Genomic DNA, 20,822 nt, shown 5'->3' with positions numbered 1-20,822 from the left:
TTGGTTGTCAGATATATAATCATGGAAGAAGCTCAGACAACACATGACCCAGCCTAAGATAGGAGCTATCTAAGGCTGGGTCACGTCGTGAATACGAGAACGTTATAGGAAATATCCGCAAACACAATAAAACCATCCTGGGGTGAAGCATGGAAGATTGTATCTACTGCAATATTACTCAAGAAAGTAATCATGAAATTCTATTAGAAAATGATTTGTGTATTTACTCATTAATGAAAGATCAGGAAAAACAAGGGGCTGGGATAATTGTGCCTCGAAGCCACAAGGAAACAGTATTTGATTTGAGCCAGGAAGAGTGGAATGCGACTTATCTGTTACTTCATGAGGTCAAATTCTATATAGACAATAAATATAAACCAGATGGATATAATGTGGGTTGGAACTGTGGGTCAGTAGGAGGACAACATATATTTCATTCTCATTTACACGTCATACCAAGATATTCGGATGAACCTTATGCAGGCAAAGGAATCCGATATCTATTTAAGAGTGAAATAAATAAAAGGAATGGAAACAGTTAGAGACACTTTGTGGGCAATTCAAGAAGGCGGATACATCTTATAACAATGTGTTCACGCATCGGGGGACTACGTCCCCTCGGTCCCGGAAGATAAGCCGAAGGAGTAGTTGCCGGGACACATCCGCACCACCCAACCGCATCGCGGCTGGACCTAAAGTTCCTTAGGGTGGTGGGACGTCGTGAACACAGAAACGTTATACGAAACATTGGAGGCTAGCTTATAAAAACCAATATTTAAACCCATAAATAATAACACACATCTTTGGTTGTGGTTTATACTGTAGATAATACAGAAACGCGTGAGGTGAAGTATATGAGCATTAAGGGTAAAGTGATTAAACTTATACAGGAATTGCCGGAAGATGCAACGATGGAGGACATCCTTTATAAACTATATGTTCGGGCGAAGATCGAAGAAGGTTTAAATGAACTAAACGAAGGGCAAGGCATACCACATAATGAAGCGATGGAGAAAATCTCTAAATGGCTAAATTAACATGGTCGCCTAGATCATTAAATGATCTAGAAATTATACATGAATATATAAAACAGGATTCGGAAGAAAATGCAGGGGATTTCATTAGGTAATTGATAACCGCAACAGTAGACATCACTGAATTTCCATTGGCGGGTAGAAAAGTGCCAGAATATAAAGAGCATAGGATCCGAGAAAAGTTGTATAAGAACTATCGAATTATATACAGAATCAGTACAGATGGAATAGAAGTATTAACAGTATTACATCAAACTAGAAGACTTCATAAATGAAAAGGTTATAGAACATCATGACTTCATAAGTGAGATCGATGATGTTTTTTTGTTTTTTTTAGGTTGGTCAAGCATGCTTCGTATAACACCATATTCACGCATCGGGCCATTCGGCCCTTGGTCCGGCAGAAGTTAGAAGTGGATTCGATGAGGCATTTCAGTAGCAGAGAAGCAGAATCAGCCGGACACATCCGCACCGACTAACTGCGCAAGCGCAGCCGGCTCCTGGCGGAGCCTTAAGTCGGTGGGATGTCGTGAATACAAGAACGTTATACGAAATTTGAGCCAACAACATAAGAAGATCAGGGGGGGATTCGTTATAAATCGAATTGATGAAATAAGATTAAAAGAAAAAGAATATCATGATCATTGTTACGAAAACTACAAGTTATTTGAGCAAGGATCTTGGTTGCATAAGCCAGTCAAAACTATTCTGGATTTGTTCTCACTCCTTAACGAGAAAAATGAAGTTCATGTCTTAGATTTAGGTTGTGGGATAGGTAGGAATAGTATTCCTTTGGCTCAAAGAATTGGTGAACGGAAGGGCAAGGTAGTTTGTGTTGATCTATTGCAATCCGCGATTGACAAATTGAAGATTTATTCGAGTGAATTTGGTGTGACTGATAAGATTGAATGCAGACTAAACGATATTGGGGATTATTTAATAGATCCAAATCATTATGATTTTATTTTTGGAGTTTCAAGTATTGAACACTTGGAGAATGAAGCTACCTTTGATAAAGTTGTCTCGGACATGATATCTGGCACCAGAGTCGGTGGAATTAACTGTTTTATAATTAGCACAAATGTTTCTGAAACAATCATTGATTCTGGTAATGAAATTGAGCCGATATACGAGCTGAACTTTGAAACTGAATATTTAATTAAGAAGTTTCAAGCAGCGTATGTTCAATGGGAGATCTTAAAACTAACAGTAAAACCATATGAAGTTGAGATCGAAAGAGATGGTAGACGAATATTACTTCGTGGCGACGTAGTAACATGGGCAGTGCAAAGATAACTAGTAAGAAATTCGAAGATGGCTCAAACATCGTATAACACCGCATTCACACATCGGGCATTCGCCCTCGGTCCGCAAGAAGTATTTTCGAAGATGTAGATTCAGCGGACAACCCTGCACCGGCTAAGTCTGACGACCCGCGCTACGCGCTTAAGCCGGTGAGGGTTCGTGAATTCCCGAACGTTATCTGAAATCGACGGATTACTTAAAAGTTGGTGAGATCAATGAAGATAATTAGATCAAAAGATGAATTAGAGGGAACTTGTTATATTGAAGTTTTACCTGGTAAATATAATGGCAAATGCTGGAGTGATGACTCAATTTTCTTTAGTGAAGAAGTGTTTGGTTTTTTAGAAAAATCGATAGAAAGAGAATATCCGGAATACGATCATTACGCATTTAGTGAAATACATAAAGAGACATGGTTGAGGATTCTCGAGAGATTAAATATTTTGGTTAGTCTACTTGATGATAATGCAACAATTGAGGAATTTAAGGACCATGTATATTTTGTTTTTGTTAGCTCTGAGGATGAATTCAAACAAGATTTTGATAATAATGTTCATAAACTATGTGTACTAATAAAGGAATTTCAAGATTGGATTAGAGTACAATTCCAAACACAAGATTACATTTCAGTTTTGGGTATTTAGGTTATTCGAGGGAGTCGTCGACATCAGATAACACTACATTCACGCATCGGACCTGACGGCCCTCGGCCCGCAAGAGGTAATTTCGAAGGAGCAGATTCATCGGGCAACCCTGCGAACCTAACTGCGCAAGCGCAGCCGGCCTAACGGCTTTAAGGTTCTCGGGTTCATGAATGCGAAAACGTTATCCGAAATCCTCTTAAGGAGTGAAATGATGAAGGCAATTTCAGAACTTATTTTTGAAGCTGATTCATGGACGATTGTTCAAGACTTGATTCGCAATTCACAATTAAATATAGAAATTCTAGAGAACAATAGAACTCAAAGTGAAGAAGTTCTCTATAAATTGCAAATAACCAACAGATCAACAATGGGGGCTATTGCATTAGAATCCGGTGGCTTAATAGTTGATAATGGTTGGCTTTACATACTTGGTTCAGGGCATCCTAGAATATACGGATCCCTTGTTATTAATAAGCATAGTCCGCTCTTCGAAGAGGGATTTGTAGTAGCTTATGACGTAGTAGGAGGATTATTTGCAATAAATACAGGTCAGTTTGGTAGTGATTCACGCAATATATTTTATTTTGCTCCGGATACTCTAGAGTGGGAAGATACGGGGAAAGGATATACAGACTTTATTTATTGGATTTTTAATGGAGATCTAAATAAGTACTATGAGGCATTTAGATGGGATAACTGGATTAATGATTTGAAAGAAGTAAATTACGATCAAGGAATATCAGTATTTCCGTATTTATGGTCAAATGAAGGCGAAAATATTGAAAAGAGCTATAAAAAAGCCATCCCATTAAATGAAATATGGGGAATTCAAAATGATTTTAGAAATCAATTTAAAGGACAAATATAGTTATCTCTAGGAAGAAGAGGACTTCGGATAACACTATATTCACGCATCGGGCCATTCGGCCCTCAGTCCGGCAGGGCATTTCGAGGAGGTTGGAGCAGCCGGACAACCCTGCACTGGATAAGTCCGTCGGACCCGGGGCTAACGCCCCTTAGGCCAGTGAGGGTTCGTGAATACAAAAACGTTATGTGAAATCGGGGCAAAATTAAATTATGGGGAGTGGTCTCATGGAGAACAATAGAGAATTACAAGACATAAAAGAAAGAGTAACTAAGCTGGAAAATCAACTTCTGGAAAAGCCCAGGAAATCAAAAGCCATAAAATTTTTAATTGGTTTGGTCGTAAGCGTAGTAGCTATTGTACTCATTCTGATCGTTATTGGAGTACTCCAATTTATATCTTCTTGAGTATTGCTGTTGATATACACAGTACATGGAAAAACGAAAATAGTAAAAATAGATATAGCTGTATAGAGGCTAAAAACAAAAGAAGAAAAAGGGACAATAAAAAACTATTAGTTACAAGGATGTATAAATCATTAGCATACAAGGATACAGCACTAGAAAAAGCAAATAATAAGAGAATTTTTAAGACCAACCGAAGAAGGCCCCGACAGCATATAACACCATATTCACGCATCAGAACCTGTAGGTTCTTCGGTCGCCTCGGAAGTGGAAGAAGCAGAATCATGACGAGGTGAATTCAGTAGCAGGGAAGCGGATTCAGGCGACAACCACTGCGAGCCTAAGCCCTGACGGACCCAGTCGCTACGCCCCTTTAAGGCTCTCGGGTTCGTGAATACAAGAACGTTAGGTGAAATCTTGGATAAATTCTCTTTGAAAAACATCAAACCTTGAGGTGCTTATGAGAAGAATCGCATCAATTACAATTACTATATTCTTCATTTCTTTTTTAATCGGTTGTGAGAAGCCACATTGCCTCCAACAATAAAACATGGGGAATTTCCTTTTCACTTAAAGTATGAATTGAACGGAAAAGTGTATGACACTGTTATTTGCGATTACCGCGGCATCTCTTTAGCTAGTGGATTCGGATATTCTTATCGAACTTGGGACGAAAAATTAAAAAGTGGAAATAATAGAATAACAATATTATCTGAAATGAACGTAAAATCAGTATTGAAACCCAATAGAGTTAATTCTAGAATTGAAGTGTTTTACAATTATGGTTCTGCAACTTATTTTATGGGAGATCCAACAGGCTCTACATCAGAAAAACCTGAAATAAAATATTTAGAAAGATATAGTACTAAACCAAATGTGATACATAATGAATCTACGGCACTTACAAATGAAGAATTAGAGAAATTCTTTGGAATAAAAATAATAGAATTAACCCATAGTAATCCAATTAAGAACGCTTTTAAGTGAATTTTATCCGAATGAAAAATTTAATATTATTCTGTAAGGAAATCGAAGAAGTCCAAGACTTCACCTAACACCGTATTCCTGCTGCGGTTAGCTACGCCAACCTTGGTCTGCCCGAGGGTTTTCGGTGAAGTGAATCAGGCAGACAACCCTGCGAGGCTAAGTGGCGGAGCCACCCGGCCTAATGGCCTTAAGCCTCTCGGATTCAGGAATACAACAACGTTATGTGTAATTGCCGTAGAAAAATATTTGTAAAAGGCGGGATTCCATTATGGACCTAGAAGCGGATATTAAAGCGGAGATTACCTTTCTGACTTCTGCTGAAGGTGGTCGGACTAGACCCATTTATTCAGGATATCGCCCAGCTCATCTAGTAAAAGATAACTATTTAACTACAGGTATTCATCATTACGAAAAGGACGAGGTACAACCTGGAGACACAGTTATTGGAACCATAAGATTTCTAAGTCCTGAAGCTTACCCTAAGAGCCTTTGGCTAGAAAAGATTATACGAATACAGGAAGGTTCAAGATTAATTGGATTTGCAAAAGTGATAGAAATATATAATGAAATATTACGGAATGATTAGTAAAAGAAATTGTAAAAGAAGACACAGGAATAGTGTATTCTGATGTTGTGCTTCGAAGACGGCAACAGCACATAACATAATATTCACGCTGCGGACATACGTCCTTGGTCCGGCATGCGCCGGACACTCAGCATGCGCTGAGTCGTGAATACAGGAACGTTATGTGCAATACCCTGAATCCATAAATTCATCTTATTTAGTGAGGTGGAAACTGATGGCCCAAATAGTTGAAGTTCATGAAAGACAAGATTTATATGAACAGTTTGTTGAATATATTTGGAAACACTGGGGGGAGCAGAATAACTTTAACTTCTATAAGAACTGTATAGACCATTCCTCTGATAGCAAGGATATACCCAAGTTCTATGTTGTCATTGAGGATGACCGAATTGTGGGATGTTATGCAATATTAAGAAGTGATCTGAATAGTAGACAAGATTTATTTCCGTGGTTTGCATGTCTGCATGTATCACGAGATTATCGAGGTAACAAAATCGGGGACTTACTGCAGAATCATGCAATCAACCAAACGGATAAGATGGGGTTTAAAGATCTTTATTTGTGCACTGATCTAGAAGGATATTATGAAAGACTTGGATGGAAATTTCTTGATTATGGGTACTTGTTTAATGGACATAAGACAAGGATCTACAAAAAAGAAACAAGTAAAGTCAGCCTAGGGGATTAGCTCCGAAGCAGGGTACTGCACATAACACCGCATTCACGCTGCAGGCCGCTATCGCGTCCCTTGGTCCGCCCGAGGGTTTTCGAGTAAGCTGAATCAGGCGGACAACCCTGCACTGCTTAACCGCATCGCGGCCGCTCCCGTTGGTCGCTTAAGCCGGTGAGGGTTCGTGAATGTAAGAACGTTATGCGAAATTAATTCGAAGGGATAATAAGGATGCATATTCAAGGCGGATTTTATCTTGTAAGTGGATCTACCGAGATATGTAGGTCTCATCCTGAATTTCCAGAGACCTTCTATTCAATTAGTAATTGTATCAGTGATGTGGTACCAGGGAGTTGGGGACTATCTTGGGTTGCTCCCACTCAAGGAGATAGCTCGATTATAGATAAGTTATTGTTCGGAGAGGATCAGCTACAAAAGCTGCGCATATGGCTTGATAAGAAATTCGAAGAAGAATTATTTGGTTGGCCAAATGTTTTCACAGACCTCAAAACCGCCAGAGATTTTTATAATATTTTTCTAAGCAGTGCGAATGGACTTACTCGGGTCAAATTACTTGGTGTTGCATTGCAGGATGAAGATGCTGAGCTATATCTTAAAGAATATGAGGGATACTTTGAGAAAGACGAGAAGCTTGGGAAGCCTGGAAACTATTTGTGCTTACGTCGAAAGGAAGAAGTCGATAAGAGTGGTCACTTTCTCGGGTTTGAAATATTAGGAGAGACGTTTTCTTCATTCTGTTCCTTTGCTTGCAATGGATTGGAAACTGACTTTAAAGATAAATTGGGAATTAGTTTGAATGAACATGGACTTATTAATACCTATGAAGAGGCTGATAAAGCAGTTTACTATACGGTTTCTGACGAAGCGGGTGCTGAACCAGCGTTCTGGTTGCCATGGGCAATCTATGAGTATTTATTGTGAGCAATGTTCGAGGATGCGAATTAACTTCGCCTAACAATGTATTCACGCATCGGCAGACAAGCTGCCTCGGTCGCCAGGGCATCATTTCGCAGAAGTGAACTCAGGCGACACATCCGCACCACCTAACCGCATCGCGGCCGGCCCTACGGGCCTTAAGGTGGTGGGACGTCGTGAACACGGAAACGTTATGCGTAATTACCGTAAGGCTTATAAAGATCTAAACCTATAAATCAAAAACAAAGGCGGTAGTTTATAGTGAATTACCCGAATATTGAAACCGAAAGACTATTCATGAGAGAACTTACTTTAGATGATGTTGAAGCAGTTTATAAACATTTTTCATATCCTGAGGTAACGAGATTTATGGATATTGAGGTATGTAAAGATTTACGAGAGGCAGAAGAAATTATTGATTTCCATATACATGACTCAGGCTGTAGATATGGGTTATTTAATAAAGAGAATGATGAACTTATCGGGACTTGCGGTTTTCATTGCTGGTCAACAGAGCGTTTAGAAACAAAAGCTGAAATAGGTTTTGATTTATCTCCGAATTACTGGGGTAGGGGACTGATGCAGGAAGCTTTGATGAAGATTACCCGAATCGGATTTGACTTAATGAAGCTAGATTATATTGAAGCGACAACGGAAGTAGAAAATCTCCAGTCGCAGAGGCTTTTAGAGAAGATGGGATTTAATCAAGAGAGTGAATTGAAGGACAATCTAATTATTTTACATTGAGAGATAAAGAAACAGTTTGTAAGTAATTCAAGAAGACGGTAACTACGAATAACACCATATTCGCGCATCGGGACATTCGTCCCTCGGTCCGGCAGTGGGATTTCGGAGAAGTGGAATCAGCCGGACACATCCATCCCCCTAAGATAAGAGCTATCTAAGAGGGATGGACGTCGCGAATACAAGAACTTTATAGGAAACTCCGGCAAAATATATACAAACAAAATACGAACAAACATTCTATTAATGAATGGGTATATGTGGTAGAATGAGGAAGTACAATTGAATCTTGGTTGGGCATGGTTTCCCTTCGAAAGGAGGTGAAGCCATGGAAGTTAAGGATGCAATCACGATCATGTTTTTATTCGGATCGTTTATTCTGGCACTTTTAACATACATTAACTCTAACAACAAGAGAAAATAAAAACCCACCCCAAGGTTGACCGCCGAAGGTGGGTTTTTCTATCCATTCGACTAAGAAGGGATACCCCATCCAAGCCAATTGTTAAGCCGAGTGTTAGCCGCGCTCGGCTTCTTTACAAAGTATGATAACACAATTGGAAAAAGAAGTGAACTGGAAAAGCGTTTAAAGAATATTAAAAAGCATAGTAAAGGCGATAAAAAACTGGAATAGCAAATCGTATTAAAAGGCGTATGAAAGGCGTAATAGAAGCATATTGAAAGACTATCAAATCGTTTGTTAGCAGCGCAAAGAAGCGTTAACCTCGTCTAACACCATATTCACGCATCGGGCATTCGCCCTCGGTCCGCAGAAGTTATCGGCAGGGAAGTATAGGCTGCGGGACACATCCGACATCCGTCGGACGTCGTGAATACAAAACGTTAAGTGAAATTACTACAGACAACATTACAAACCTTAAATAAATAAAAATAAAAATAACGCAAAAATCTATAAAAGCGTTATAAAATGAGTTATACTGAGGTAAGAATAAGTAAGGAGCCGTGCGCGAACACGACTCCAAAGTACAATAACTGCATAAAGAGCAGTCGGCCACACTAGTCAGGTCGCAGAATAGACCGTTTCCTTAGGCAGGGCGGTCTATTTCTTTTTCATGTAGGTAAGCAATGCCAGAATGAACATGCCGAACATGAACATTAAGGAAAGTGCATCTTTGACCTCCATGGGCATCACCTCCCTTCCGGGAGATTAGCCGACCGCCCTTATAGCCGTATATTGTACTAGAAAATTATAACATATCAGACATGATCAGATACCATTAATATACTATCATTATCTAGAATACATAGGAAACAAAACCGTATATGAGAAATGTAAACACACAGAAGGCAGTAACATCACTTAACAATGCATCTATGCTGCGTGGCATTCGCCCCTTGGTTGTCAGAAGCAAAAGCAAACTCACAGACATAGATTCAGACAACACACGCCCCGGCCTAAGATAATAGCTATCTAAGGCCGGGGCGCGTCATAGATGCGGGAACGTTATGTGAAATTATTGCAGTGATAAAACTCAAGGAGGAAAGAACCTGTGAGCAGAAAAGAACTGATAGCTGAAATTGCTGAAAGACTAGCCTCAAGACCATTGATAGGTAACGAAGATAAGTATGGTCCGGATTTGTAACCAATACTTAACTGTTTTCCAAGAGAGAACTCTAACATAGGTTTCGATTGGTGTGCTGCGTTTGTATATCATTGCTGTATTGAAGCTGGCGTCAAGTTGCCTATTCGATTTCCAGAGCCAGTAACAAGAAATTTTGCATGGGTAGAAGCATGGTTAGAATGGGGGCAGTTATATAGCTTTTATCATCCGAATAGTGAACTTTTGTTTTTCCCGGAGAAAGGTGATCTTGTCGTATTTGACAACATTTTGGGAAATGGACCGAATGATCATATCGGAGTCGTATTAAGAACTGAACAAGATAAGATTATTACAGCAGAAGGAATTTTTCATAATAAATCAGGAATATTTGAAAGGACTGCAGATCAAATAAATGGATTTATAAGAATCGATGATTACTTTTAGTGAATGTTGAAAGCGTGTTCTCAGAAGGCAATAACTTCACATAACACCTTATTCACGCTGCGGCCTACGGTCCTTGGTCCGGACCGAAGAATTTGAAGCGGATTCGGTTGGAATATTCAGTAGCAGTGAAGTATTTTCAGCCGGACAACCCTGCACTGGCTAACCAAGTCGCGGCCGGCCCTTACGGGCCTTAAGTCGGTGGGGGTTCGTGAATACAAGAACGTTATAAGAAATTGGCGTAAGAGCGGATAAAGAAGGCTAATACATCGATGTAGTGAAAAAGCTATGTCTGGAGCATCCTTATATATTGAGATATAATAAGGATGATTAAATAAAGGGGGTACAGTTGATGAGTGTCCCGAATGATGAATTGGAAAACATATTAAGCAATTTAAATGAGAAAAATAAGGTTGTCGCAAAGAGCTTTTTATCATGGTTACTTGAAAAACAGCTTGATGAAGACGATGACTGTCTGACACCTGAAGATATTCAAGCGATAGAACAGGGGCGTATTGAATATCAAAATGGTCAGACTAAATCCTTGGAGGATTTAAAACGTGAACTTGAAATATAAAGTCACATTTTCAAGTGAAGCTGAAAAGAACCTTAGGAAAATAGACCGAGTTACCGCAGGAAGAATCTTTATATCCCTTGTTCTTAATAATGAATTAATCATCTTTGTAGTTCGTATAGGACCTAGAGGAGACATATATAATGACATCAAAGCCCTAGCAATAAAGTTAGGGCTCTTTTTATTTTAAGAAGATTATGTGAGATATTCAAGAAGCCGCCAACATCTTATAACATAACATTTTCAAGCAAGTATCAAAAAAGTATTAGAGCATTTAGATGATGTGACAGCAGTTTCACCTGACATATGGCTATATAAAGAGAATGAATGTATGATTGAGATTTTTCACGATGGAATTATAAGAAGAGCTGACAAGAAGAATTTATGAATGCTGATTTGTATGTAACTCTGGGGAATCGTCAACATCCCATAACACAGTATTCACACTGCGGGCCATTCGGCCCTAGGAAGCAGTGTTTAAGGCGAAACGATTGCGTAACGATACTATCGTCGCAGTCGTTGCTGGTAATGCTATGGCTACGAACACGGGTAATGCCCATACAAACGGTCTCAAATCTGACGGTACTGTAGTTGCTGTGAGTGATAATAATTATAGTCAATGTGATGCTCGGTATGATTTTTGTAATGAGTCATTCACCTCTTTCCAGTCCGTTTTAAGCCGTGATACGTATTTATTTACCCCACCATTCATTAACGGGGTAGTTGTCTCCTTGTAGCGATACAGATTCCCCCATACTAGGAACTGTAATTGTGATCGATTGTTTTTTAGCCGCAATCATTACGCGATGGATTGGATCAAGCCACCCGTGGGGTGCTAATTGAAAGGCAGCCCAATGAATCGGAAGCATTAATTCACCTCTTAAGTCCATATGGGCTTGTACTGATTCTTCTGGATACATATGGAGGTCCGGCCAACGTTCGTCATATTGTCCACACTCCACAAGAGTAAGTTGAAAGGGTCCGTATTTTTCCCCGATTTGACGAAAGTGAGGGCCATACCCGCTGTCTCCGCTAAAAAACACGCTTCCCGATAAGCCGATGATTGACCATAAACACCACAAAGTTCGATTTTTATGCAAGAAGCTTCGCCCCGACACGTGACGTGCAGGCGTGCAGACGATCTTCAACCCTTCCCACTCTAGTTCCTCCCACCAGTCCATCTGGGTGATATTTGAGCGAGGGACACCCCAGCGTTCAAGATGGCCCGCAACTCCCAGCGGGACAAAAAAATGACCAACCTTATCTTTTAAATGTTTTATTGAATAATAATCCAGGTGATCATAGTGAGCATGGGAAAGAAATACTGCATCAATGGCAGGCATATTTTTGACATCAATCGGCAGGTTGTCGTTAAATCGTTTGCTTCCCAGCTTAGGAAAAGGGAACGGAGACCGTCCAAACATCGGGTCGAATAGTAATCGTTCGCCGTCTAAATCAATGAGTACGCTTGAATGACCGAACCAGATGGCCTGATTGAAATCAGACAATGGTTTCGTATTCTCGATATCCGTCATAACCAGCTCAATTGGCGAGGAAGGCCTGCCATCGGCAGGCTTCCCGCGAGCAAAATCCCAAAGAACAGATAGTTGATTGTGCATAGACATTCTGGTTGAAGTAGGGATATCATTCACAAACTTGTGATTTTTGTAATGAATAGATCTTTTTATGCGTGATTGCGTTTTTCTGTCCGGCTTTCTACCGAACGCCGGGATAAAGAGCATCAGGAGCATTGCCGCAATAAAGCTACTCACAACATAGTCTCCTCTCTAGTACGGAAATACAAGGCCCCTTTTCTATACATATCGAATGATTATTTACCGGTTTTTTACCAAGGAACTATTCCATTCCGATCCATAAACGTACCCGTAGGTCCACTGTCGTCAAGAGTTGCAAGCTTCACAATGACATCTGTACCCTCACTGACGGTTTGGTAGCCGCGGTGTCCATTAAGGTCGGTTGCTGTCGGGCCGGGATCTGCGGCATTAATACGGAATTGGGGCAAAGCCTTGGCATATTGCACAGTCAGCATCGTGACTGCCGCTTTGGATGAAGAGTAAATCAAATCGTTTACTCGGGATTCAATCTTTTCAGGATTCGTCACGCGAGCAAAGGAACCTAATCCACTGCTGACATTAACGATAACAGGCATCGTCGACTTGTGCAGCAGAGGAAGAAAGGCTTGTGTCACACGAACCATACCGAAGACATTGGTGTCATAAACGGTGCGGAAGTCATCTGCAGTCACATCATCAGTGCCCAGGAGTCCCCTTGTTATTCCCGCATTATTGATAAGGACATCCAAGTGACCTTCATTCTGCTTAATTTCGGCAACTGCTTCATGTATAGATACATGATCGGTCACATCTAGCCGCACAAACTTTGCGCCAAGCTTGTCGGCCGATTCTTTACCGCGTTCTACACTGCGAGCACCAATATACACCATGTGACCATATGCGATCAATCGTCGTGCCGTTTCGAAGCCCAGACCTTTGTTTCCGCCTGTAATTAATGTAACTGTCAATTCAAACAACTCCTTTTTTGTTAATGTGATATACCTATCACATAACAACACAACGAATGTGATACGTCTATCACATTGTTTGTTATTGTGATACAATGATGAAAAAAGGGGATGTAAACATGCAGAACGGCAAGCGAAATTATCATCATGGAAACTTAAAAGAAACGCTAATTCGAACCTCCCTTGAAATGATTGCTGAACATGGCATTCAAGGTTTTTCCGTGGCCAAGGTCGCCAAAAAAGCAGGAGTTGCGATCAGCGCTCCCTATCGTCATTTTCCCAATCGAGAAAGTTTGCTTGCGGAAACCGGAATAGTTTTTCTTACGGACCTCACGTCGAGAATGCGGTCTGCCGCAACCGAAGCAGGTGACGATCCAATTGAGCGTGTAGCTTCTGTAGCTGGCGCTTATGTGCAGTATGCACTTGAACATAATGTCAGTTTTCATTTGTTTGCTGCAGCCAGAGAATCCCAGCTAACCGCATTCCAGGAACGAAGCCGCGAGATGATCCATTTTCTTTTTACATTAACGCAGGAAGCCGTACCTGAAGCAACATGGAATGAACTGCTCGAGCTTATGGAATCGCTGCTCGCTCTCGTTCAGGGATTTACAGATATGTTCTATGAAGGTTATTTTTCTCAGTTGAATTTGTCAAAGGAACAGATTTCCAAGCGTTCAGCCGTTGCTGCCAAACTGCTTATCAACGGGTGGAATCAATGCAGAAAGGACGCGGAGCAACCTTTATGATGAGATGGCTGTTGCGATCCATGACCGAGCTCAGTTCGCGTAAATGGATTTCCCGTATGACCGGGAAGCTGGCTCAGTCTAGGGTCAGTCGGGGGTTTATACCTTCGTTCGCTCGAATCTATGGAATCCAGATTCAGGAAGCGGAGAAGCCGATTGACGAATAACCGGATTCACATCCCTGTCGACGGCACGATCATCGAGCGTGTGCATATCCAAGGCAAGGTTTACCCGGTGAACGAGTTTGGTCTTCGACACGCGAAGCGGGTGCTGAGCCGCAATGAGCGACTGACGACCTATATCCGCCATTCCGGCGGCGAGATCGCGGTCATCAAGGTAGGCGCTATGAACGTCAGCAGTATCAAATACGTGGAGCCGCTGAATAAGGATGTCGAGAAAGGCCAGGAACTGGCTTATTTCAAATTCGGCTCCACCGTGGTGCTTCTCACCGAGGATCACACATTTACTCTTCGCGGAGATTTGATTCCGGGCAAGAAGGTTCGCATGGGCGAGTCCCTTGGCACGTTGCGCCTTCCATATCCTGATTGAGGATCGAAGCTTATGTTTTTTAGCTCGCCTGACCACCAATTTTAAAGTGATTATTAGGATAGCGGAAAAGTGTTCATTGCCTTTCTGTTTTTTTGTACATATCTTCTGCTAATACGATAATTTAACGAGAGAAATCATCATCCGGATGCCGCCTGCCTGGAAGGGCGGACACAATCCACCGGCTAAACCATGATTTCATATCGGTTTTGGGTATATAAAACAGAAGTATGGAGCTCATATAACAATGTGTTCACGCATCGGCAGACATGAGTCCCGGAAGATAAGTCGAAAGGCGATTACCGGGACACACCCGCACCATTTAACCGCATCGCAGGCTGTATTAACGTAACAATACCTACGTCTTCCGCGTATTAGGTTATAATGGCGAAGTTAAAATAAGGGGGGCTTATATGCCTAACGTCATTCTAATTCTATTTGGTTTAGTAATTTCTCTCATTACCGCCATATTATTTTTTATGCTCTGTGTTAACCTAATAATTTCTCTTGTCAAGAAGAGAGCTTTTCCTAAAAAATTGATGATTGCAACGTTGTCAGGGGTTGTTTTGGTTTCTTCCATCTATATTTATAATACCTATTTCTTTACATTTAGTGGTATTGATAGAGAATCCGCCCAGAGGGGACCTGGACCCGTAATATCCCCCACTGATAAATATACGGCTAACTCTTATTATGAAATGTATGGTGGTGCCGCAGGCGGTGTAAACGTTTGGGTGGAAGTCACAAACAATAATGACAAAAATAAAGTTCAAATTGTTTATTTCAGTGATGCAAAAAGTAAATTTTCTATGGAATGGGTGGATGAGGATACACTGTTCATTCAAAATGAAGAACCTAATCATCCAAAATCGAATAGAAGTATCAGTTTAAAAATTGGTAAGGAGATTTATCATGAAAGTGGTTTGGCTTGTAAAAGCGTATTGATAACAGGAAAGTATGAGACATGCTACCAAAACTAATGGGTTAGATCGACTGCATCAAAAATGTACGATTTCAATACGGAGAAGCTTGCTCTTATTGGAAGTTCAGCGGGAGCTTACCTTAGTTTGGTCAGTGGAACAATGGAATATAGACCTAATGCAATAGTTTCCTTTTACGGTTACGGTGATATCTTAGGAAAGTGGTATTCTGAGCCTAGCGAATTTTACTGCAAAAAACCAATTGCTAATCTTGTAGAAGCTGAAAAATATCTTAGTGACTCTGAAGTATCAGAAGGCTCGTGGGAAAGGTTTAATTACTATCTTTGGTGCCGTCAGCATGGAACTTGGGTTGAAAAGGTAACAGGTTTTGATCGAGATATAGATCGTGAGTTATTAAGAAAGTATAACCCTATCGATAATATTTCTAAGTCCTTTCCCCCAACACTCTTTTTGCATGGGGACAAAGATACTGATGTACCTTATGAACAGTCTCTGATAATGTATGAAGAATTACGAAAAGTTGGTGTTGAAACTGACCTAATTACAGTGAATGGTGCTGATCATGGATTTGATCAAAACATAAATGATGTACAGGTTAAAATTGCGTTTGAGAAAACAGTAGGATTTCTCAAAAAATATTTGTGTGATTAATCTAGGAACCTCCGTACTTCAGCTACCACAACATTAACGTACCGTCGCATACGATCCTCGATTGGAAGAAGAAATAGCAGAGAAGTAAGCTCACTAACACAGACGCCCACCTAAGATAAGAGACTATTTAAGGTGGGCGTCCGTCGTTAATGCAAGAACGTTAGCTTAGGGAGGTTATGAATATGTATTTAGAACACAATAATTTGGTTATTCGAAATGCAACTGAAAAAGACGCACGAATTTTCGCGTCGGCGGGCTAGCTAGCGCCGTCCCTTGGCCCGCTAGGGGTATTTCGAGAAGTGGGATCAGGCGGACAAGCCTCCATGGCAAATTAAAAGACTTATTGCTTGAACCACCTTTATTTTACAATAATGATGTTGGGATACGTTTTGAACTTGGTGTACCGTATAGGGGAGATATAGGAGATAAGTATAATTCAAACTATTTTGATATTGTGAATAAACGAGCTATAGAACTATTTGAATTTACTTTTAATGACTGTAAGAAATTGTACATAGTATGCAAAGGTTTTGAGCCACTACCGCCATTTGAGGTGATTAATCCAGGGCTTAATCTATTTTCTAATTACCTCTATAACAAGTGCTTAGACCAAGTAGAATGCTACGAAGAAGTGCCCGATATTGATGAGGACACACAAAAACTCTGTGGTTATTCCAGAAGTTACGTTTTGTATTGTTCTTTATCAGAATTAGATTATAAAGGGGCACTTAAAGCAATCAGTTTTGCTGACTTTACATCGAAAGGTGATTATATTTCAGATCGAGTTTACTTCATTCACCCAACTAAGAACATTGTCATGCATATGTATGATGATAGAGGAATGGATATTGTGGCCCCCGATAAAGAAACTTTGATAGATATGTATATGAGATATAATGATTGGATTTTAGATTACGACAGACAAAGAATAGATAAGATATTTAGCGGGTAATTCAATGATGTCAATCGCTTCGCCTAACACCGCATTCACGCTGCGGCCGAATTTAGTCCGCCCGAGGATTTTCGGAAAGTGGAGTCATTGCAGAATGTTAAAACCATACAAACCAATGAGGTGTACATATGCTGGATGCATTTACAAAAAAGAAGATTGAAAAGCTTCTGACCGCTTACACAGAACAGAAAGTGCCTAAACATATTAGAAATCAGGTAAGACTCAATTATAAATTCAGAGGGAATACCGTTACTCTATTTGAAGAAAGACCTGCATTTCAAAGTGAAGAATGGGTAGAATTGGACGTCGCCCAATTTCGACTGGAAGAAAATAAATGGAAGGTCTATTGGAGAGATAGCAAAAATAAATGGCATTATGTTAATGATATAATTCCCGATGAAAATTTTGAAAAGCAATTAAGAATAGTAGACCAAGATAATCGAGGATTATTTTGGGGATAGGAAAGACGATGGAAAAGGGGTGTTTAATATGATTAGTATCTATGATTGGTTCGGATATGAACTGCCTATTGAAGAACGGTATCGATTGATCAAGAAAGCAGGTTTTGATGGGGTGATGTTGTGGTGGAGTGAAGGCTTTGGTCGTGGAGAATATCGAAGTGGAGCACGACTTGCACGAGAAGCAGGGCTAACGATAGAAAATATTCATGCCCCCATCGAAAATCAAAATGATCTTTGGTTAGCTAATTTGGCGGGAGAAGCTTTGGTCAATTGTTATTTGGAATGTATTGAAGACTGTTCAAATTTAGAAATACCAACAATGGTCATACATCTTCCGGATGAAGAACATATACATAACCCCTTTGCTATGGATAGATTTAAACACATTGTGGAGAGAGCGGAACAGCGAGGCGTTAACCTTGCTCTAGAGAATTTGTGGAATTTGACCAACTTGACACACGTATTGAACGAGGTGGGTTCACCACAAGTCGGTTTTTGTTACGATGTAAGTCACCACTATCGATATTATCCAGAATACGATTTTTTGTCAATATATGGTAGACGATTAATGGCTATGCATCTGCATGATAATAACGGAAGCTACGCTCAACATGGATTGCCCTTTGATGGCACACTTGAATGGGCTGCAATCATGAAAAAAATAGTAGAAGCTGATTATTCAGGACCCATTTCTATTGAAGCCATGAACTGGGATTATCTTAACTTGTCTGTTGAAGAATTTTTAGTGAGAGCATTTACACAAGCAAAAAAGTTAGAAAAAATAAAGTTGGAGTTGGTATCAGGACTCTGTTGAGCATAAAGGAGAAAAACGTTCAAAGCAACGGAACTGAGCGCTGTTATTAGTCGAGCCATAACGTTGCTGAGTTCCGTTAACCCTTACACAGGCGGCAGACTGCTCTTTCGGCCGGTATCGCTGTCGCGGGGCAGTAAATGAGGAAGGAAGGTGAAAATGAAAAACAAGTTTTCGATAGGAGAGATGGCGAAACTCCATAATACCACCATAAAAACCTTAAGATACTACGACGAAATTGGGTTGCTGAAGCCGATTCAAATTGATCAAAACAATAGCTACAGATATTATTCGACTGAACAGTTTGAACAACTTAATACGATTCAATATTTAAAAGAGATCGGTTTTACTTTGAAGGAAATCAAAAGACACCTTGACCATCGGGATATTGATGGCTTTCTGGCATTATTAGAGAAACAAAAAACATTAACAGAGAATAAGATCAAGGAATTAGAACGAGTTAACCGCAAATTTCAAAATCGAATCGAGGATATTAGAACAGCTCGGGAAATAAAGAATTTAGGTGTAGCGACAATAAAGGAAATGAAAGAGAGAAGAATAGTAAGGTTAATGGAGAAAATCACTACAGAACCAGAGATGGAAGTTTCCTTGAGACAATTAGAGAATATGGCGAATATGAATGCTTCTATTTTTATCTTAATCGAGGAGGAAGATATTCAAAATTCATTAGTTACAACGTTTCGAGAAGGTAAATATGCCTGTATTAATTATAGAGGGGATCACCATAATTCATCCCCCTATTATAAGATTTTATTGGATTTCATTAAAGAGAACGAACTTCATATAACCGGAGACTCCATTGAAAGAACCATCATTGACCATTACATCTCAAAAGACAAAGAAGATTACCTCACAGAAATACAAATTCCAGTAAAGTGTTGACCCTACCCTTACGGGAGGGTTTATTATTTGTGTGGGTTTTAAAAGGGATTTTCAACGCTAAAGGAGCTAAAATAATGACTCACACAAACAACAAGATATGGTCTTTGTCTTTCATATTCGTGCTGATTTCCAATGCTTTGGTGTTTATGGTTTTTGAAATGTTGTTACCCACTCTCCCTTTATTTGTTACAGCTATTGGGGGCGGAGCGAACCAGGTTGGGTTAGTTACCGGAATCTTTATGTTATCTGCTATTCTGATTCGCCCATTTGCGGGATATCTGGCCTCGAAAGTGGATAAGAAGGTTCTGTTGATATTAGGGGTTATGGTCATGGCTCTATCAACAGGAGCTTATTATCTGTCTAACCATGTATCAGTATTATTGATTATTCGGTTAATTCATGGGGCTGGGTTTGGATTGGCGACCACTTACTTTGCAACACTTACAGCTGAAATCATTCCCAAGGAGCGTCGAGGGGAAGGAATCGGTTACTTTGGTGTCGGAGAAACGGTAGCCATATCAGTCGGTCCAATGATCGGAATGATGACCCTGGAATTATACGACTTTCAAAGATTATTCTTTGGAGGAATGGCCGTACTTTTCCTAGCTGTTATCATGGCCATTTTTATCAGGAGAGCGCCTGAAGCAAAAACGTTAGATCAACAAGGCCATCATAATGCGAAAATATTGGAAACACGAGTTCTATTTCCTGCGATGCTAGTTCTTCTCACTGGACTTGCGGCAGGAGGGATCATGTCTTTCTTTTCTTTATATGCAGTTGAGAAGAATTTTAATCAAGTAGGGTTGTTTTTCTTAGTAATTGCAGCAGCAAGCTTTGCTATACGACTCGTATCGGGAAAGCTGTATGATCAATACGGACCCTCTGTTATCCTGATCCCAGGCTCCGTATTGGCGATTATCGGAATGATGATACTTTATGCCGCAAATAGCGAGACCATGTTCTTCATAGCAGCTATCTTCTACGGATTTGGCTTTGGTGCGATATTTCCAGCTATTCAAACGTGGTGTATAAACTTAGTTGAGGAACATGAGCATGAAGCTGCAATGGCTTCTTTCTTCAACTTCTTCGATTTAGGCATCGGTGGAGGTTCCTTAATTCTAGGATTCATAGCAGCAGCCGTATCTTATCAAGCAATATACATTGTCACTGCAAGTATTTATGGAGTATTTCTGGTAACCTATCTTGTTTATTTCATAAGGAAAAAGAAACCCAACAAGAACGAAGACCAAAGTATAAAAGCAAAAAGTATTAAGCAGTCCTAAACGTTTTCGGACATGTAATGGAGAATGTCACAAGTGTCGTATACAGTGTCGGTCATATTCAGATCCGCACATAATATAAATTTCTTGATGTTGTAGCAGTTGACGCAACGTCATTTTCAACCGGCGAATTTCGTCTTGAAAGTGACGTTGCGTCATTTTGTATAATGGAAAAAGCTCGGCTAAGGCAGGGGATGTGATGTCGTGATACTCATGACAAATAACGGAGGGATACCTGTG

Annotated in this window: 27 protein-coding genes and 2 pseudogenes; 26 read left to right on the top strand and 3 right to left on the bottom strand. The window is 40.2% G+C overall.

Going from position 1 to position 20,822, the window contains the following annotated elements:
- Nucleotides 1-149: 149 nt before the first annotated feature.
- From ACZF99_RS21245 to comI, 13 genes are all read left to right on the top strand, one after another.
- Nucleotides 150-542, top strand: a complete 393-nt coding sequence (locus ACZF99_RS21245; RefSeq protein WP_483606948.1) for an HIT family protein — start codon at nucleotides 150-152, stop codon at nucleotides 540-542.
- Between the two features lie 312 nt (nucleotides 543-854).
- Nucleotides 855-1,037: a hypothetical protein gene (locus ACZF99_RS21240; protein WP_068783343.1), complete on the top strand. Its 183-nt coding sequence runs from the start codon at nucleotides 855-857 to the stop codon at nucleotides 1,035-1,037.
- Between the two features lie 143 nt (nucleotides 1,038-1,180).
- Nucleotides 1,181-1,309 carry a type II toxin-antitoxin system RelE/ParE family toxin gene (locus ACZF99_RS21235; protein ID WP_483612874.1) on the top strand — a complete coding sequence of 43 codons (129 nt, stop codon included), beginning with the start codon at nucleotides 1,181-1,183 and terminating at the stop codon, nucleotides 1,307-1,309.
- A 280-nt stretch (nucleotides 1,310-1,589) separates the two neighbouring features.
- Nucleotides 1,590-2,330 carry a class I SAM-dependent methyltransferase gene (locus ACZF99_RS21230; protein WP_483606947.1) on the top strand — a complete coding sequence of 247 codons (741 nt, stop codon included), beginning with the start codon at nucleotides 1,590-1,592 and terminating at the stop codon, nucleotides 2,328-2,330.
- 224 nt (nucleotides 2,331-2,554) lie between these two features.
- A complete protein-coding gene (locus tag ACZF99_RS21225) occupies nucleotides 2,555-2,983 on the top strand; it encodes a hypothetical protein (RefSeq protein WP_483606946.1) in 429 nt (142 codons plus the stop codon).
- A gap of 211 nt (nucleotides 2,984-3,194) precedes the next feature.
- A complete protein-coding gene (locus tag ACZF99_RS21220; RefSeq protein WP_483606945.1) occupies nucleotides 3,195-3,851 on the top strand; it encodes a DUF2625 family protein in 657 nt (218 codons plus the stop codon).
- 224 nt (nucleotides 3,852-4,075) lie between these two features.
- A complete protein-coding gene (locus ACZF99_RS21215; protein WP_483606944.1) occupies nucleotides 4,076-4,255 on the top strand; it encodes a hypothetical protein in 180 nt (59 codons plus the stop codon).
- A 579-nt stretch (nucleotides 4,256-4,834) separates the two neighbouring features.
- Complete coding sequence (locus tag ACZF99_RS21210) at nucleotides 4,835-5,239, top strand: hypothetical protein (RefSeq protein ID WP_483606943.1); 405 nt, start codon at nucleotides 4,835-4,837, stop codon at nucleotides 5,237-5,239.
- Nucleotides 5,240-5,507: 268 nt separating this feature from the next.
- Nucleotides 5,508-5,825 (top strand): hypothetical protein, encoded by a 318-nt coding sequence (locus ACZF99_RS21205; protein WP_483606942.1) that lies wholly within the window; start codon nucleotides 5,508-5,510, stop codon nucleotides 5,823-5,825.
- Nucleotides 5,826-6,039: 214 nt separating this feature from the next.
- A complete protein-coding gene (locus tag ACZF99_RS21200; protein ID WP_483606941.1) occupies nucleotides 6,040-6,513 on the top strand; it encodes a GNAT family N-acetyltransferase in 474 nt (157 codons plus the stop codon).
- Between the two features lie 213 nt (nucleotides 6,514-6,726).
- Nucleotides 6,727-7,437, top strand: a complete 711-nt coding sequence (locus ACZF99_RS21195) for a hypothetical protein (protein WP_483606940.1) — start codon at nucleotides 6,727-6,729, stop codon at nucleotides 7,435-7,437.
- A 255-nt stretch (nucleotides 7,438-7,692) separates the two neighbouring features.
- Entirely contained in the window at nucleotides 7,693-8,178 is a 486-nt protein-coding gene (locus ACZF99_RS21190) for a GNAT family N-acetyltransferase (protein ID WP_483606939.1), read from the top strand.
- Nucleotides 8,179-8,503: 325 nt separating this feature from the next.
- Nucleotides 8,504-8,599: a competence inhibitor ComI gene (gene comI / locus ACZF99_RS21185; RefSeq protein ID WP_219930309.1), complete on the top strand. Its 96-nt coding sequence runs from the start codon at nucleotides 8,504-8,506 to the stop codon at nucleotides 8,597-8,599.
- A 636-nt stretch (nucleotides 8,600-9,235) separates the two neighbouring features.
- Here comI and ACZF99_RS21180 read toward each other — a convergent pair.
- Nucleotides 9,236-9,319 carry a putative holin-like toxin gene (locus ACZF99_RS21180; protein ID WP_220687457.1) on the bottom strand — a complete coding sequence of 28 codons (84 nt, stop codon included), beginning with the start codon at nucleotides 9,317-9,319 and terminating at the stop codon, nucleotides 9,236-9,238.
- Nucleotides 9,320-9,782: 463 nt separating this feature from the next.
- Here ACZF99_RS21180 and ACZF99_RS21175 point away from each other — a divergent pair, with 463 nt between their 5' ends.
- The 4 genes and pseudogenes from ACZF99_RS21175 to ACZF99_RS21160 form a co-directional block, all read left to right on the top strand.
- Nucleotides 9,783-10,181 carry a CHAP domain-containing protein gene (locus tag ACZF99_RS21175; protein ID WP_483612871.1) on the top strand — a complete coding sequence of 133 codons (399 nt, stop codon included), beginning with the start codon at nucleotides 9,783-9,785 and terminating at the stop codon, nucleotides 10,179-10,181.
- Between the two features lie 349 nt (nucleotides 10,182-10,530).
- Entirely contained in the window at nucleotides 10,531-10,755 is a 225-nt protein-coding gene (locus ACZF99_RS21170; RefSeq protein ID WP_483606937.1) for a hypothetical protein, read from the top strand.
- Nucleotides 10,756-11,035: 280 nt separating this feature from the next.
- On the top strand, nucleotides 11,036-11,140 hold the full coding sequence (locus ACZF99_RS21165) for a hypothetical protein (protein WP_483606936.1): 105 nt from the start codon (nucleotides 11,036-11,038) through the stop codon (nucleotides 11,138-11,140).
- Between the two features lie 118 nt (nucleotides 11,141-11,258).
- Nucleotides 11,259-11,378 (top strand): annotated as a pseudogene (locus ACZF99_RS21160) (chromosome condensation regulator); the annotation flags it as partial.
- Between the two features lie 66 nt (nucleotides 11,379-11,444).
- Here the strand turns inward: ACZF99_RS21160 and ACZF99_RS21155 are convergent.
- Together ACZF99_RS21155 and ACZF99_RS21150 are read right to left on the bottom strand one after the other, a co-directional pair.
- Nucleotides 11,445-12,524 carry an MBL fold metallo-hydrolase gene (locus ACZF99_RS21155; protein ID WP_483606935.1) on the bottom strand — a complete coding sequence of 360 codons (1,080 nt, stop codon included), beginning with the start codon at nucleotides 12,522-12,524 and terminating at the stop codon, nucleotides 11,445-11,447.
- 74 nt (nucleotides 12,525-12,598) lie between these two features.
- Nucleotides 12,599-13,294 carry an SDR family oxidoreductase gene (locus ACZF99_RS21150; protein WP_483606934.1) on the bottom strand — a complete coding sequence of 232 codons (696 nt, stop codon included), beginning with the start codon at nucleotides 13,292-13,294 and terminating at the stop codon, nucleotides 12,599-12,601.
- A gap of 119 nt (nucleotides 13,295-13,413) precedes the next feature.
- On the opposite strand from ACZF99_RS21150, the gene ACZF99_RS21145 reads away from it, so the two are divergent.
- The 9 genes and pseudogenes from ACZF99_RS21145 (at nucleotide 13,414) to ACZF99_RS21105 (ending at nucleotide 20,585) form a co-directional block, all read left to right on the top strand.
- Nucleotides 13,414-14,040 carry a TetR/AcrR family transcriptional regulator gene (locus ACZF99_RS21145; protein WP_483606933.1) on the top strand — a complete coding sequence of 209 codons (627 nt, stop codon included), beginning with the start codon at nucleotides 13,414-13,416 and terminating at the stop codon, nucleotides 14,038-14,040.
- Nucleotides 14,037-14,586 (top strand): annotated as a pseudogene (locus ACZF99_RS21140) (phosphatidylserine decarboxylase). The gene ACZF99_RS21145 and the pseudogene ACZF99_RS21140 overlap by 4 nt, the downstream one beginning before the upstream one ends.
- A gap of 410 nt (nucleotides 14,587-14,996) precedes the next feature.
- The gene (locus tag ACZF99_RS21135) at nucleotides 14,997-15,563 is read left to right on the top strand and encodes a DUF5412 family protein (RefSeq protein WP_483606932.1); all 567 of its coding nucleotides are present in this window, start codon (nucleotides 14,997-14,999) and stop codon (nucleotides 15,561-15,563) included.
- Nucleotides 15,564-15,587: 24 nt separating this feature from the next.
- Nucleotides 15,588-16,175 (top strand): alpha/beta hydrolase family protein, encoded by a 588-nt coding sequence (locus ACZF99_RS21130; protein WP_483606931.1) that lies wholly within the window; start codon nucleotides 15,588-15,590, stop codon nucleotides 16,173-16,175.
- A 343-nt stretch (nucleotides 16,176-16,518) separates the two neighbouring features.
- The gene (locus ACZF99_RS21125; RefSeq protein WP_483606930.1) at nucleotides 16,519-17,127 is read left to right on the top strand and encodes a DUF3885 domain-containing protein; all 609 of its coding nucleotides are present in this window, start codon (nucleotides 16,519-16,521) and stop codon (nucleotides 17,125-17,127) included.
- A 128-nt stretch (nucleotides 17,128-17,255) separates the two neighbouring features.
- A complete protein-coding gene (locus ACZF99_RS21120) occupies nucleotides 17,256-17,588 on the top strand; it encodes a DUF3024 domain-containing protein (protein ID WP_483606929.1) in 333 nt (110 codons plus the stop codon).
- A 28-nt stretch (nucleotides 17,589-17,616) separates the two neighbouring features.
- On the top strand, nucleotides 17,617-18,402 hold the full coding sequence (locus tag ACZF99_RS21115) for a sugar phosphate isomerase/epimerase family protein (RefSeq protein WP_483606928.1): 786 nt from the start codon (nucleotides 17,617-17,619) through the stop codon (nucleotides 18,400-18,402).
- A 156-nt stretch (nucleotides 18,403-18,558) separates the two neighbouring features.
- A complete protein-coding gene (locus tag ACZF99_RS21110) occupies nucleotides 18,559-19,302 on the top strand; it encodes a MerR family transcriptional regulator (RefSeq protein WP_483606927.1) in 744 nt (247 codons plus the stop codon).
- Nucleotides 19,303-19,376: 74 nt separating this feature from the next.
- Nucleotides 19,377-20,585, top strand: coding sequence for an MFS transporter (locus ACZF99_RS21105; RefSeq protein WP_483612869.1), 1,209 nt, complete (start codon nucleotides 19,377-19,379; stop codon nucleotides 20,583-20,585).
- The last annotated feature ends 237 nt before the right edge of the window (nucleotides 20,586-20,822 follow it).

The sequence above is a fragment of the Paenibacillus sp. JL3B1040 genome, assembly GCF_057063165.1.
Note: the sequence above shows the minus strand (reverse complement) of the source record. Positions and strands in the feature narration are given on the sequence as shown.